The sequence below is a fragment of the Streptomyces sp. NPDC014891 genome, from assembly GCF_043081085.1.
Taxonomy (GTDB): domain Bacteria; phylum Actinomycetota; class Actinomycetes; order Streptomycetales; family Streptomycetaceae; genus Streptomyces.
In genome coordinates this window covers 318,667-333,216 of sequence record NZ_JBIBWF010000001.1, presented here as the reverse complement: position 1 = coordinate 333,216, position 14,550 = coordinate 318,667, and the positions used below count along the sequence as shown (strand labels likewise).

The 14,550-nt window shown below is 74.6% G+C and carries 10 protein-coding genes and 1 pseudogene; 6 read left to right on the top strand and 5 right to left on the bottom strand.

Annotated elements, in window-relative coordinates:
* Positions 1–6: 6 nt before the first annotated feature.
* Positions 7–681: a lysophospholipid acyltransferase family protein gene (locus tag ACF09E_RS01410; protein WP_392203279.1), complete on the bottom strand. Its 675-nt coding sequence runs from the start codon at positions 679–681 to the stop codon at positions 7–9.
* A 65-nt stretch (positions 682–746) separates the two neighbouring features.
* On the opposite strand from ACF09E_RS01410, the gene ACF09E_RS01405 reads away from it, so the two are divergent.
* The 3 genes from ACF09E_RS01405 to secD all read left to right on the top strand — a co-directional run bounded on the left by ACF09E_RS01405 (position 747) and on the right by secD (position 3,963).
* Positions 747–884, top strand: coding sequence for a hypothetical protein (locus ACF09E_RS01405; protein WP_392203278.1), 138 nt, complete (start codon positions 747–749; stop codon positions 882–884).
* 54 nt (positions 885–938) lie between these two features.
* The gene (locus ACF09E_RS01400; RefSeq protein WP_392203277.1) at positions 939–1,436 is read left to right on the top strand and encodes a hypothetical protein; all 498 of its coding nucleotides are present in this window, start codon (positions 939–941) and stop codon (positions 1,434–1,436) included.
* Positions 1,437–1,578: 142 nt separating this feature from the next.
* Positions 1,579–3,963 (top strand): protein translocase subunit SecD, encoded by a 2,385-nt coding sequence (gene secD, locus ACF09E_RS01395; protein WP_392203276.1) that lies wholly within the window; start codon positions 1,579–1,581, stop codon positions 3,961–3,963.
* A 129-nt stretch (positions 3,964–4,092) separates the two neighbouring features.
* Here secD and mgt read toward each other — a convergent pair.
* A pseudogene (mgt, locus tag ACF09E_RS01390) lies at positions 4,093–5,338 on the bottom strand (macrolide-inactivating glycosyltransferase).
* A 183-nt stretch (positions 5,339–5,521) separates the two neighbouring features.
* Between mgt and ACF09E_RS01385 the strand changes: the two are divergent.
* The 3 genes from ACF09E_RS01385 (at position 5,522) to ACF09E_RS01375 (ending at position 8,792) form a co-directional block, all read left to right on the top strand.
* Positions 5,522–6,232, top strand: a complete 711-nt coding sequence (locus ACF09E_RS01385) for an NPP1 family protein (protein ID WP_392203843.1) — start codon at positions 5,522–5,524, stop codon at positions 6,230–6,232.
* 167 nt (positions 6,233–6,399) lie between these two features.
* Positions 6,400–7,455: a hypothetical protein gene (locus ACF09E_RS01380; protein ID WP_392203275.1), complete on the top strand. Its 1,056-nt coding sequence runs from the start codon at positions 6,400–6,402 to the stop codon at positions 7,453–7,455.
* A gap of 152 nt (positions 7,456–7,607) precedes the next feature.
* Positions 7,608–8,792 (top strand): alpha-hydroxy-acid oxidizing protein, encoded by a 1,185-nt coding sequence (locus tag ACF09E_RS01375; protein WP_392203274.1) that lies wholly within the window; start codon positions 7,608–7,610, stop codon positions 8,790–8,792.
* A 177-nt stretch (positions 8,793–8,969) separates the two neighbouring features.
* On the opposite strand, the gene ACF09E_RS01370 is transcribed toward ACF09E_RS01375, so the two are convergent.
* From ACF09E_RS01370 to ACF09E_RS01360, 3 genes are all read right to left on the bottom strand, one after another.
* Positions 8,970–9,392 (bottom strand): heme-binding protein, encoded by a 423-nt coding sequence (locus ACF09E_RS01370; RefSeq protein ID WP_392203273.1) that lies wholly within the window; start codon positions 9,390–9,392, stop codon positions 8,970–8,972.
* Positions 9,393–9,498: 106 nt separating this feature from the next.
* A complete protein-coding gene (locus tag ACF09E_RS01365) occupies positions 9,499–10,770 on the bottom strand; it encodes an MFS transporter (RefSeq protein ID WP_392203272.1) in 1,272 nt (423 codons plus the stop codon).
* 211 nt (positions 10,771–10,981) lie between these two features.
* Positions 10,982–14,512: an ATP-binding protein gene (locus ACF09E_RS01360; protein ID WP_392203271.1), complete on the bottom strand. Its 3,531-nt coding sequence runs from the start codon at positions 14,510–14,512 to the stop codon at positions 10,982–10,984.
* Between the last annotated feature and the right edge of the window lie 38 nt (positions 14,513–14,550).

The following is a 14,550-nucleotide window of genomic DNA, read 5'->3' as shown; positions in this document are numbered from 1 at the left end:
TCCTGCTCAGCCCCGCCCGTCCGCCGTCGCCGCGGGCTCGCCGAGCGCCCCGGCCGCCGTACGCCAGGCCGCCGTGACGGCTCCGTGGGCCAGCTGCGTCGCGGTCGTCACGTCGGAGGGCAGCCGCAGCGGCGCACCGATGTGGACGTGCAGGCACGGCCGACGGACCGGCGCGGTGAGCACCCCGGCGATCTGCTTCACCCGCCCGCCCGAGGTGATGCGCCGGGCCCCCGCCTGCCCGATCGGCACGACCGGGCGCCCGGTCGCCCCGGCGAGCCGGGCCAGTCCGGTGCGGAAGGCCTCCGGCGGGTTCTCGCCGGAGTCCGGCCGCGTCGGGATGCGGCCCTCGGCGTACAGCATCACGTGCCGTCCCGAGGCGAGCGCCACGGCCGCGTGGTCGAGCGCCGCGGCGGCGTGGGCCGAGCCGCGGTGCACGGGCACGTACCCCTCGCGGGAGAGGGCCCGGCCGAGCAGCGGGATCCGCCACAGCCCGGCGGTGGCGAGCAGCACCGGCTCGACGGCGAGCCGCTTGCGGAGCGCCGCCAGGACGAGCGCCGGGTCGGCCGTCGAGGTGTGGTTCACGACCAGGATGCTGCCCGGTTCGAGGCGGGCCGCGGGGTCGGCGGTGACGGTCAGTCGGCAGAAGAACGGGACGACGTGGGCGGCGAGACGGCTGAGCACGAGGGGCCCCCTGGCTCCGAGGACGGGCTGACCCGCTCATCGTGCGAGAACGGCCCGGCCCCCGCATGAGCACGCGTACTCAGCTCCCGTACTCGGTCGGCGCGGTGGCGGGCGCGGTGGCGCTCGCCCACACGGGGCGGGCCGGACTCGCCGTCGAACCCCTCGCGGTCCGGGGCGGACGGCCGGGCGACGACAGGGTCTAGGCTGAGGCCCGGGAATCCGGGGCCTTCGACGGGCCGTGGGAGGGGAGGGGCACGGTGGGTCGTTCGACGCGGCGACTCGTCGCCCTGCTGCCCGCGATGCTCTGCGCCGTCTGGTCCCTCCTCGTCCTCCCGGCGGCGACACCGACCGGCCACCCGGCCGCGGCCGGCCACGCGCCGGCCGGGACGCCGGTCTCCGCCCCGGCCGGGACACCGGTCTACGCGCCGGCTGGCACGCCGGTCTACGCCCCGGCCGGCACGCCGGTCTCCGCGCCGACCGGGACGCCGCACTCCGCGCCGGCCCACGGCGCCGGCGCCCGCGCCTCCGCTCCCGAGCCGCACTTCGCGCCCACCGCCGTCGTGCGCCTCCCCGCCGCCGTCGAGAACCCCGTACGGATCCCCGTCACGCCCCCGGGCGCGGCCGCCGTACCGCTCGACCTCTCCCTCCCGGCCCGCGGCGTCCTCGCCGGCGACCCCCGCCGCGAGCGCGCACCGCCCGGCGCGGCCCACGACCCGCGGGCCCCGCGCGGCCCTCCCTCCACCCGGCACAGCTGACGTTCCCCGCGTCGCCGTCCGGGCCCTCGGCATGCCCCGGACCGGTCCACGACGCGCATCCACCCACACGTCCGGCACGGCCGGCGCGCTCCGCCCCGCTGCGGGCGCGCGCCGCCGCCGTGCGCCGCCCGTTGGAGCCTCTGTGTCCTCTAAGTCCTCTCGTTCCTCTCGTTCCTCTCGTTCCTCTCGTTCCACGATCTGGCGTGCGCTGCTCGCGCTCGCCGTCGTCGCCCTGTCCCTCTGGATCACCCTGACCACCCCGCCCCGCCTCGGACTCGACCTCCGCGGCGGGACCCGCATCGTCCTCCAGACCGAGGACGGACCCACCGTCCGCGCCGACGCCGCGTCCACCGACCGCGCCCTGGAGGTGCTCCGCAAGCGCGTCGACGGGCTGGGGGTCGCGGAACCCTCGCTCGCCCGCTCCGGCGAGCGCCGTATCGTCGTCGAACTCCCCGGACTGCGCGACCCGCGCCAGGCCGCCGAGGTCATCGGCCGGACGGCCCAGCTCACCTTCCACGCCGTCACCGGCGAGGCCCGGGGACCGGCCGGCCCGGACGCGAACGCCGGATCCGGCGGCCGGAGCGGGGCGTCGCGCGTCCTCGCCGACCCCGACGCGCCCGGCCGCTTCCTCGCCCTCGCCGCACCCGCCCTCACCGGCGACGGCGTCAAGAGCGCCGACGCCGTGCTCGACACCACGAGCGGCCGCGGCTGGACCGTCGACCTCGTCTTCCGCGACGGAGCCGCCGGCACCTGGGCCGGGCTGACCGGCGACGCCGCCTGCGCGGCGCCCGGCGACCCCGCCCGCAGGGTCGCGATCGTCCTCGACGACCGCGTCGTCTCCGCCCCGGCCATGCAGACCGGCGTCCCCTGCGGCTCCGGCATCGGCGGCGGGTCCGCACAGATCACCGGCGGATTCTCCGCCCAGGACGCCCGCGACCTCGCGGCCCTCGTGCAGGGCGGAGCCCTGCCGGTCCCGGTGACGACGATCGAGCAGAGCACCGTGGGCCCGACGCTCGGCGCCGAGGCGATCCGCGCCAGCGCCTGGGCCGCGGTGATCGGTCTCGCCTGCACCGGGATCTTCGTGATGGCGGTCTACCGCCTCCTCGGCGTCCTCGCGACCGCCGCGCTGCTCCTCTACGGCCTGATCTCGTACGCCGCCGTGGTCGCCCTGGGCGCCACCCTCACCCTTCCCGGCCTCGCCGGCTTCGTCCTCGCCATCGGTATCGCCGTCGACGCGAACGTCCTCGTCTTCGAGCGGGCCAGGGAGGAGCACGCGGCCCTGGGCCGGGCCGGGAACGGCCGGGACCTGCGGCGCCCGCTGACGACGGCGTTCGGCAAGGTGTGGAGCGCCGTCGCCGACTCCCACGTGACCACCCTGCTCGCGGCGGGCCTGCTCTTCGTCTTCGCCACCGGCCCCGTCAAGGGCTTCGGGGTCACCCTGGCGATCGGCGTCCTGACCTCGCTCCTGACCGCGATGGTGGTCACCCGCCTCCTCGCCGACCTCGTCCTGCGCCTGCCCGCGGTCCGCCGCAGGCCGGCCGTCACCGGCATGGCCGGACTCGGCCGGCTGCGCACCCGGCTGACCCGCCGGGTGCCGCGTCTGATGGCCCACCGGCGCCGCTGGCTGCTCTCCTGCGCCGGACTCCTGCTGGCGGCCCTCGCCGGAATCGGCGTCCGGGGCGTGGAGTTCGGCGTCGAGTTCACCGGCGGCCGCGTCGTGCAGTACGCGGCCGAGCGGCCCGTCGACGCGGACGCGGCGCGAGCGGCGATCACGGAGGCGGGCTTCCCCGACGCCGTCGTGCAGACGACCGGCGACGGCGACGTGTCGGTCCGCGTCCGGGAGAGCGGCGACGGCGAGCAGCGGGAGATCCGGGAGGCCCTCACCGGCGTCGCGGGACCGGTGGAGGTGGAACGCGACGATCTGATCGGCCCCAGCCTCGGCGGCGAGCTGCGCACCCACGCCCTCCTCGCCCTCGGCCTCGCGGTCGCCGCCCAACTCCTCTATCTGACCGTGCGGTTCCGCTGGACGTACGCGACGGCGGCGGTGGCCGCCATGACCCAGGACGTGCTGCTGGTGATCGGCCTGTTCGCCTGGCTGGGGAAGCCGGTGGACAGCGTCTTCCTCGCCGCGCTCCTGACGGTCGTCGGCTACTCGGTCAACGACTCGGTGGTGGTCCTCGACCGGCTGCGCGAACTGCGGCGCCGGGGCGGCGGCGTCCCGCTCGCCGACCTCGCCGACCGGGCCGTCGCCCAGACCCTCCCCCGTACGGTCAACACCGGTATGGGCGCGCTGTTCGTCCTGGTGGCGCTCGCCGTGCTGGGGGGCGACTCGCTCGCGGACTTCTCCGTCGCCCTGCTCGCCGGTGTCGTGCTCGGCATGGCGTCCACGGTGTTCACGGCGATGCCGCTGGCCGTGGTCCTGGAGTCGGGCGACCCGGCGGCGGCCACGGCCTCGGGCGGCGAGTCCGACCGGCCGCGGCGCGCGGCCGGGGCCCGCGGCCCCGACCGCTCGGGCGCGGTGGTCTGACCGGGGCGGGGCGGGCGGCGCCCGTTCGTCCCCGTGCGGTCCGCACCCACGGGGAGGAAGGGGCACCCGCCGACTCCGGCGGGCTCGGCTCCGGTCGGCCCGCCGCCGCCCGGTTCGGCTTCGCGCGGGTCACCGTCCCGTGAGCTCGGCCTCGATCAGGTCGGCGGCCCGGCGGGTGCCGCCCTCGCGGGCCATCGACTCCCGGATCTCGCGGGCGCGGCGCGGTACTTCGGGGTCGCCGAGGAGCGCGAGCAGGTCCTTGCGCAGCCGCTCCGGGGTGACCTCGTCCATGGGCAGGTGCCGCGCGACGCCCAGGGCCTGGAGCATGTCGGCGTTCCCGAACTGGTCGACGGCCTGCGGGACGGCCACCATGGGCGTGGCCGTGGCCAGTCCCTCCTGGCTGCCTCCCGCGCCCGCGTGGGTCACGAAGGCGTCGGCCTGCCGGAGGATCGCCAGCTGGGGGACCCAGGAGTGCACCTCGACGTTATCCGGGACGTCGCCGAGTTCCTCCGGGTCCACGAACTTCCCGATCTGGAGGACGACATGCCAGCCGGGGAGGCCGGCGAAGGCCGCCACGCAGTCGCGGTAGAAGCCGGGCTGCTTGGTGAAGGAGGAGCCGAGGGAGACCAGGACCACGGTCTCCGCGCCGGCCGGCCGCTCCCAGCCTCCCTGGTCGGCGCGCTCACCCTGACAGGCGCCGACGAAGGTGTGGACGGACTCGTCGACCCGGTCGGCGTGCGGCTGCAGGGCCTTGGGGATGAGGACGAGCGCGCGGCCCGGGCGGGCGACGAACCTCTCCGGGTCGGTGTCGATCCCGTGCTCGGCCAGCCAGGCCTCGAACCGCGCGTAGTACGCCCTGCCGCGCGGTGAGGCCTTGAGCTCGGCGGTCATCGGCGCGGCGACCTCCTCCTCGTACCCCTCCCACGGCACCAGGTTGGGCCAGAGGGAGACCGCCGGTACGCCCCAGGTGTGGGCGAGGACGCGGGCCGGATAGGAGGTGATGTCGTGGAGGACGAGGTCCGGCTCGTCCCCGTCGAAGGCGGCGGCGAGCTGGGGGAGGGCCTGCACGGCATCGCTCAGGAAGGGTTCGAGGTTGTCGATCAGTTCGGTTCCCCAGGCGTCCGGGTCGTCGTCGGTCGGGAGGGTCGAGGTGTAGACGACGGGCGTGGCCCCCGTCTCCGCGACCTTCTCGGCGAAGGACGCGGGGACGGCGTAACTGACGCGGTGGCCGCGGGCGACGAGCTCGCGGATCACCTCCAGGCTCGGGTTCACGTGGCCGTGCGCGGCGATGGAGAACATGGCGATGTGCGCGGGGGACGCGGTGGTGGTCATGACGCCCACCATAGATGAGACGATACGTCTCGTCTAGTCGAATCCCGCGGACGGGGCATCGGGTTCGCCGTGGATTCGGTCCGCGTTCGCGGTCCGGCCCCTCCTGTGAGTGATCTGTCCATGCCAAGATGTGGGCTGTCGCATCATGCCGCCCGACCCAGGGGACACAGTGAAGACACAGGTGTACGCCACCAGGGGCGCCCTCGCCCTCGCCGCCGCCCTCACGATGACCATCGCCCTGCCCGGCAGTGCGTTCGCCGCACCGCCCCCCGCCCTCCCGGCCAACGCCGACGCCCTGGAGCAGACCTTCCAGCCGGCCTTCGACTACGACACCGACGGCTGCTACTCCACCGCCGCCATCGGACCCGACGGCACCCTCAACGCCGGGCTCAAGCCGTCCGGCACCGTGAGCGGCCAGTGCCGCGACTCCTGGGACCTCACCCAGACCAACGGCTACTCCCGCGCCAAGTGCAACAACGGCTGGTGCGCGATCCTCTACGGCCTGTACTTCGAGAAGGACCAGGCCGTCTGGGGCAGCGGCCTCGGGGGCCACCGCCACGACTGGGAGCACGTCGTGGTCTGGGTCCAGAACAACCAGGCCCAGTACGTCTCCACCTCCGCCCACGGCGACTTCAACACCTACGGCCGGGACTCCATCCGCTGGGACGGCACCCACGCGAAGGTCGTCTACCACAAGGACGGGATCGGCACCCACTGCTTCCGCCCGGCCAACTCCAACGACGAACCGCCCGAGAACCACCAGCACGCCTGGCAGTTCCCCGCCCTGGTCGGCTGGAACGGCTACCCGGCGGGCCTGCGCGACAAGCTCACCCAGGCCGACTTCGGCAGCGCGACGTTCGGCCTGAAGGACGGGAGCTTCGCCTCCCACCTGGCCGAGGCCAAGCCGGCCGGCATCCCCTTCGACCCGTACGCCTGACCTCGCCGCCCGGGTCCCGGACGGGCCTGACCTGCCTCAACACCCCCGGATCCGCCGTGCGATCATGCGAGGGCCCCGGGGGTGGGCCACCCGGTCGGGTGTGTGCGATACGAGGAGTGGGCCGTGAACCGGCGTGGGGAACAAGGCGATTCGTCCCACCGGACGACGTGTGGGAGCAGTTCCTGAAGGACTCCGTGGCGGGCGTCGCCGACGCGCCCGAGGAACCGTCCGCCCGGGCACGGGAGGTGACCGAGCGCCTGCGCAACACGCCCTCGGACGAGAATGGTTGGCGCACCTACACGACCACCCCGGCCCGGCGGCGCGGGAAGGGCCGGTACCTGTTCGGCCTGCTGGCCGCCGCGGCGCTGCTGGTCGCGGCGTTCGACCCGTGGGACGTGATCGGCTCCTCGGACGACGGGACGGCCGGCGCGCCGCTCGCCCAGGAGTCGGAGCGTCCCACCGGCGCGCCGCCCGTGGAACCGGCCCGACTCGCCACGCTCGACCAGCCGTTCAGGGGATCTCCGGCCGCCCGCTGGGCGGACGGCGCGGCCGGGATCAGCGTCCCACCGGCCCGGGCGACCGGCTGGATGAGCACGGCACAGGTGGAGAAGGCCCTCCGGCAGACGCGCGACTTCCTCGTCGCGTCGAGCCTGGACCCGGCGGTGCTCCGCGGCGAGCGCCCCGCCCGGGCGATCGCCCTCGTCAACCCGCACCAGACGGACTTCAAGGACTACCTGGCCGCCGCGTTCACCGCCCCGACCGAGGACGACGACCCGCTCCTGCTCTTCAGCCGCTTCCAGCCGTCCCACGCGCGCCCGGTCGGCGACGTCGTCAAGGCCCGGGGACGGATCACCTTCCGGGAGGGCGAGCGCGGCGCCCTGCTGGTGACCACCGACGTCACCTACGTCTATCCCGTCGTGTCCGCCGCGCCCGGCAGCGACGAGGTGGTGCGCACGATCGTCCGGCGCGAGGTCGTGGTGAGCTGGGACGACCCCGCGAAGGTCGTCACCGAACGGGGCACGCTCTCCCTCGTCTCGTACAAGGTCGACATGACCAACGGCGGCTGCGACACCGGCGCCGGCTGGTTCGCCCCCGAGTTCGGCACGCGGCGGGCCGGGGACGGCGCCGACGGTGAGACCGTCGATCCCTACGACCGGAGCAAGCCGGTGTTCGGCGACCCCGGCAGCCCCGACGACGGATGCAGGACCGCGTCCCGCTCCTGACCACCGCCCCTGCCCGGACCCTCCCGCACGCACCCCGTACATTCCCGGCCGCCGTTCCATGGTCACGGGCGCGCGCGGAGGGCACGATGGGGGCCGACCGCGGCCGGGCGACCCGGGCGCGCCGACAGGAACCGGAAGGGACACGTCACCCCATGCCCCAGCACTACGGCGACTACCAGCACGAGATCTACTTCGACGGACTCTTCGGCGTCCTGCCCACGCAGCCGATGACCTTCGCCGAACTGGAATCGAGGGCGCGGGCCGCGCTCCCGCCCTCGCTGTGGTCGTACGTGGCGGGCGGCGCGGGTGACGAACTCACTCAGGAGGCCAACGCCGACGCCTTCCGCGCCTGGGGGCTCGTGCCGCGCATGATGGTCGGCGCGGACCGGCGCGACCTGTCCGTCGACCTGTTCGGTCTGAAGCTGCCGTCCCCGCTGTTCATGGCGCCCGTCGGCGTGATCGGCCTCTGCGCCCAGGACGGCCACGGCGACCTGGCGACCGCCCGCGCCGCCGCCCGGACCGGCGTGCCGATGGTCGCCTCCACCCTCACCGTCGACCCCATGGAGGACGTCGCCGCCGAGTTCGGCGACACTCCCGGCTTCTTCCAGCTGTACACGCCCACCGACCGCGACCTCGCCGAGAGCCTCGTGCGCCGCGCCGAGGCCGCCGGCTTCCGGGGCATCGTGGTCACCCTGGACACCTGGATCACCGGCTGGCGGCCCCGCGACCTCGCCACCGGCAACTTCCCCCAGCTGCGCGGGCACGCGCTCGCGAACTACACCTCCGACCCCGTCTTCCGCGCCCGCCTCGCGAAGAGCCCCGAGGAGGATCCCCGGGCGGCCGTCCTGGAGTGGGTCGGCATCTTCGGCAAGCCGCTCGTCTGGGAGGACCTGGCCTGGCTCCGCTCCCTCACCGACCTGCCGATCGTCCTCAAGGGCATCTGCCACCCCGAGGACGTCCGCCGCGCCAGGGACGGCGGCGTGGACGGCATCTACTGCTCCAACCACGGCGGTCGCCAGGCCAACGGCGGGCTGCCCGCCCTGGACGCGCTCCCCGACGTGGTCGCCGCCGCCGACGGACTCCCGGTCCTCTTCGACTCGGGCGTCCGCAGCGGCGCCGACGTGGTCAAGGCCCTCGCGCTCGGCGCCACGGCCGTGGGGGTCGGGCGCCCCTACGCGTACGGTCTCGCCCTCGGCGGCACCGACGGCATCGTGCACGTCCTGCGTGCGCTCCTCGCCGAAGCCGACCTGATCATGGCCGTCGACGGTTACCCCACCCTCGCCGACCTCCGTGCGGACGGCGCCCTGCGCCCGGTCCGCGCGCGGGCGCGGGAGTGAGCGCGAGCGGGCCGACGTTCCGGAGCCCGGCGCCGCTGCCCCCTTCGGACGCCCTTCTCCGTGCCCTGCACGAGCCGCCCGATCCGCCGCTGCGGCCGCTCCCGGCGACGGTGGCGGACTCCTTCCCGGTGTCCGCGTAGCGGCGCGGGCGGTGGGGGCCGCCCGCGCCGCGCGGGATCAGGCGAGGGCGGCCGTGGCGGCGACCGCGAAGGAGTGGTCCTGCTCGGGTGCGCCGCCGCCGACCCCGACGGCGCCGACGAGGACGCCGTCCCGGTGGACGGGGACGCCGCCGGCGATGAAGAGCAGCGGGCGGTCCAGGGCCGTGGTCAGCGAGTGGAAGGGCCCGTCCGGCTTCACCAGGTCGACGAGACCGGCGGTGGGGGCGTCGAGCTGGAGGGCGGTGTACGCCTTGCGGGTGCTCGTCTCGCCGGAGATCAGTACGGCGCGGTCGTCGCGGCGGAAGGCGAGGAGGTGGCCGCCGGCGTCGAGGACGGTGACGCTGACGGTGACCCCGGCGGCCTCCGCGGCGTCACGGGCGGCGGAGAGCAGGGTCTCGGCGTCCTGGGTGGTCAGCGGGGCGACGGCGGTGCGGGCGGTCATGGCACTTCTCCTGGGAATGGGATGGGGATGGGGGTGGGGGTGGGGATGGGATCGGGTGTGAGGTGGGCTGTGGGCTGTGGGCTGTGGGCTGTGGGTAGGGGGTGGGTCAGCGGCGTGCGGGGACGAGGGCCTCGGCGTCGCCGCCGGCGGTACGGCCCGAACCGGCGCCGTTCGCAGCGGAACCGGCGGTCTCCGCGGAGACCGGGCCGGACACGAGGGCTTCCGCGCTCGCGGGAGCCCGGCGTTCCAGGGCCGCGGACCAGAGGGCGAGGCCCAGAGCGGCGGCGGCGAGGAGCGCGCCGACCCAGTTCGGGGCGGTGTAGCCGAAGCCGGCGGCGATCACGAGGCCGCCGAGCCAGGCCGCGAGGGCGTTGCCCAGGTTGAAGGCCCCGATGTTGACGGCGGAGGCCAGGGTGGGCGCGCCGTGGGCCTGGTCCAGGACGCGCTTCTGCAGCGGCGGGACGGTGGCGAAGCCGAGCGCCCCGACGAGGAGGACGGTGATCGCGGCGAGGATCTTGTGGTGCGCGGTCACCGTGAACAGCGCGAGCACCACCGCCAGGCCGCCGAGGGCCACGTACAGCATGGGCATCAGCGCACGGTCGGCGAAGCGGCCGCCGAGCAGGTTGCCGAGGAACATGCCGATGCCGAAGAGGACGAGCAGCCAGGTCACCGAGCCGTCCGCGTAGCCGGCGACCTCGGTCATCATCGGCGCGATGTAGGTGATCGCGGCGAAGACACCGCCGAAGCCGAGCACGGTCATCGCCATCGCGAGGAGCACTTGCGGGTTACGGAACGCCTTCAGCTCGCCGCGCAGGCGGGCGCCCTCGGGGCGGGGCATGGCCGGGACGAGCTTCGCGATACCGAGCAGCCCGACGACACCGAGCGCGGCGACGATCGCGAAGGTGGTGCGCCAGCCCAGGGCCTGCCCGATGAACGTGCCGAGCGGCACGCCGACGATGTTGGCGACGGTGAGCCCGGTGAACATGGTGGCGATGGCGCCTGCCTTCTTCTCCGGCGCGACCAGCTCGGCGGCGACGACCGACCCGATGCCGAAGAACGACCCGTGGGCGAGTGAGGCGACGACGCGGCCGGTCAGCATCACTCCCAGGTTCGGGGCGAGCGCAGACAGCAGGTTGCCGAGCACGAACAGGCCCATGAGCAGCATCAGCATGTGCTTGCGACTGACCTTGGCCCCGAAGACGGTGAGCAGCGGCGCGCCGATGACGACGCCGAGGGCGTAACCGGTGACGAGCAGGCCGGCAGCAGGGATGGAGACACCGTAGTCGGCGGCGATGTCGGGCAGCAGTCCCATGATCACGAATTCGGTCGTGCCTATGCCAAAGGCTCCGACCGCAAGAGCGAGTAGTGCGAGCGGCATGGCTCGCCCCCTTCCTGAATTGCTTGAGGCATCTCTTTACGCGCCTCAACAATAATTGCACACGCGCCATATGTGCAACCGCAGGTAGTCGGTGTGCTCTCGGTGGTGGGGGCTGGCGGCGAAGGTCCTGGCGCGGGGCCGGCGGCGGCTGAGCGGGACTCGGCACCGGGCTCGCGCGATCCGTACCGTCCCGCATCCTCTCCTCGGGCTGCTACCGCGGACCGGGGGTGCGGAGCGCGGTGAGGGTCTGCTCGCACTCGGCGCTCCGCGGCGGCGCGGGGCGACCGTCGTGGGCGGGCGCGGTGGCGTTGACGGTCATGCAGTAGAGCAGGGTGTCGCGGGCCCGGCCCTCGGGCAGGAACGCGCAGGCGTCGGGAAGGTGTTCCTCGGCAAGGGCGCCGAGCTGGCGCAGGCGCGTGTCGAGGGGAACGGGGCGGTTCGCGCAGGCGCCGACCGCCGTGGCGAAGGCGGGCAGCCGGGGAGCGACCAGGGGCAGGGCCTGGCAGCGTCCGGGGCAGTCGGCGCAGCCGGGGAGTTCTCGGGGCGGCCGGGCGGAGATGGTGGCACCCAGGGCCTCCCGCACCTCGGCGAGCAGCTTCCGGGCCGCCGTGTCGAGCCGCTCGGCTGTGAGCCAGCCGTCGCAGAGCCTGGCGAGGTGGCGCGCGGCCCGGTCGCGTGCCAGGAGGTGTTCCGCAGCGTCATCGGCACCGGTCGGGCCGTCGGCGGCGGGCAGCAGGGCGGCGAGGTGTCGCCAGGCCGCCTGGGCGAACGTGCAGTAGGCCGCTCCGTGGTCCGGTGTCCGGGCCGGTTCGGCGTGGAGGCCGTCGCGCCAGCCGGTCCAGCTGTCCCAGAGCTGTTCCGGGGTGCCGAGGAGCAGCCGTGCGAAGAAGGGAGCGAGGGCCCGGTCGGTGGCCGGCCGACGGCCGGGGCGGTCGGCGAGGTGCAGGACGGTGCACGGTGCGGGGCAGTGGCGGCAGCCGCCGTGGCGGTGCAGATAGGAGCGGTCGGCGCGGGTGAGTGCGCCGGTGGTACCGGACCCGCTGTCCGCGGCGGGGACCGTCGGGCCCGGCGTCGTGGGGCCCGCATCGCTGCCGCCGGGAGTTCGGGGCACGCGGACGAGGACGGCGGAGCCGATCCGTTCCTCGTGCACGACCGCCACGCCCGGCGGCAGGGTGGCGAGGTGGCGGCTCTGCTGCTCGGTGAGTCCGACCGCGGCGGCCACGACCGCGCGGTCGTCCACGGCCGCGAGCCGGTGCAGGATCTTGACGTTGGAGTTCTTGACGACGTCGGGTGCGAGTTTGGTGGGAACCTGGTCGGCGACGATGAACCCCTCGCCGTGGGCGCGCATCTCCGCGAGCATGTCGGTGAACATGGCGACGGCCTTCGCCTGGGCGTCGGGCACGTCGGCGCCGGAGGGCTGGCGCGCCGCCCGCAGCAGCCGATGGGCTTCCTCGATGAGGGTCAGATGGCGCAGTTCCTCCCCGTCGGCCCCGCCGTCGGCCCCGCGCGACTCGGCGTACTCGTGGAGCCTGCACAGGAGCAGGGCCATGACGAAGGCCTTCTCCTCGTCGTCGCCGAGGTCGCGCAGCTCGATGACGGCGGGCCGGGTGAACAGGTCCTCGACGGGTACGGAGCGTCGGGTGTCCAGGGCCATGCCCTTGGCGCCCACGAGCAGGCTGCCGAGTCGGGAGCGCAGGGCCGCGCCGAGGTTCTGGTGGACCTCCCTGCCGTAGCCGCGCCGGTCGAGAACCTCCTCGATCTTGGCGTGCAGGTCTCGGATGCTGGGGGTGAGAGCGGCGACGTCCGGGGCGGAAGGACGGCGTCCCAGGACCTCGTTGGCGGAGGTGTGGAGGTCCCAGCCGCGTTCGCCGTACACCTCCAGCATGGCCTCCTCCAGGACGTAGGACATGCCGGCGAACATCGGGAAGGACGCGTTGAAGACCGCTTTGAGCAGGTCGATGTGGCGGGACAGGGGGATCGAGGCCACGGGCACGAACGGGTTGAGGCGCAGCGGCAGTTCCGCGTCCGGGCCCATTCCGTACACGCGGAGCCGGCCGCGGAGCGCGGGGTGGCGGGCCAGGTGCCGGTACTCGGCCTTGGCCGGTTCGATGACCAGGAACGGGATGCCCAGCTCGGTGTAGGCGTCCAGGAGCAGGTTCTTGGCGGTGGTGGTCTTGCCGTAGCCGGTCATCCCGGCGATGAGGACGTGCCGGTTCAGGGCGGGGCCCGACAAGGTGACCGGTGCGTGCTCGTGCCCCCGGGAGTCCAGGAGCCGTCCGACGGTCACGGCCGGACGGACGGGCGGTGGGGCGGACAGGGCGTACTCGGCGATGTCGACGGTGGGCAGGCCGGGAACGGGGCGGCGCGGCATGCCGACCAGCAGGGCGAGTTCGGCCGAGGTCATACAGGTGGCGAGGGCGTCGTAGGCGGGGCCCAGCGGGTGGCCGGGGCCGCCGCTGGGGGTGAGCGTGAGGATCTCGCCGCCCGTCACGGCCGGGCGCAGGGTGCCGGCGGGCAGGGTCAGGACGCGCAGCGGGTCGAGGGCGGTGGCCTCGCCGCTGCACATGCCGCGCAGAGCTCCGGCCGCCAGGGCGAGGGTGCCGTCGCTGTCGGCGGCGAGATAGACGGCGGTGCGCCACCAGCCCTGGGCGCGTGCGGCTTCGAGCCGTTCGATGTGCCGCTGGAGCAGTTGCTCGCACGCCTCGGCGGTCACGTTGAGGACGTCGATGCCCTCGCTCGTGGAGCTGGAGTGGCTCTTGGTGGTCTGCACTGCCGCGCGGGCGCCAGGGGCTCCGGTGGCGAGCTGGTGCAGCACGGGGGCCGCGGTGCGTGCCATGTGCGCGCCGGGCAGGACGCCGACGATGGAGCAGAAGGCGGCCAGGGCGGACAGTTCGGCGGTCAGACCATGGGCGGGAGCGGCGGACTCGCCGGTCGAGATCGAACTGCTCTCCGCATGCTGCTTGCTGACGGTCCGTCGGACGAGTGCATGGATCTCGCTCCGCATCCGGCGGCAGTGGTCCAGGGTCCGGTCGAGATCGTCGGCGGGGAGCGGTTCCGCGGCGACCACCAGGGCGTAGCGGCGCGCTCCGAGTACGGTGGCGAGGTGGTCCAGCGACTGGAAGGCGGCGGGGGTCCGGCCGTGCAAGGGCGCGGGGATGCCGGTGACCAGGGCGAGGGCCGGCGCGGTGCGCAGGAAGGCCGAGAGGCCCGCGTAGGAGCCCTCGTCCGGGGCTTCCGGCGGACCGAGGACGAGCCCGGGGACGTGTGCGCCCAGCACTCCCGCCTGGGCCTGGAGGAAGTCCTCCGTCGAGCCGCGCGAGGCGCCCGGCAGCCGCCGTCCGCCCCAGTGGATCCGGTGCCCGTGCCCGTCGCCGTGCATGGCGACGCTGAGCAGGTGCCCGGCGCCGTGGCACGCGGTGAGCGCCTGAGGGACGGCATCGGCCCAGGCGTACTCGGCCGGGGGCTTGCCGAGGGCGCGGATCTCGTGCAGGCGGGGGTGTGCGGCGGAGGGTGTGGTCGCGGAGGTGTGGCCGGGGGCGCCGATGATCCAGTGGGCGGGGTCGAGGTCGGTCAGGTAGCGGCGTTCCAGCATGGCGAGCAGCAGGGGTGCGAGGTTCTGGGCGGCCTCGTCCGCCGGAGCCGGCGCCGGTCCGACGGGTGTGCCGGGGGAGGCCGCCGTGGAGACGAGGGCCTTGTGGGACGGAGGCGGGGCACCGTGACCCTGCGGTGGCACGGACGTCATCGGAACTCCTTCGGAGATGGCCCGGCCGTCGGACCGGG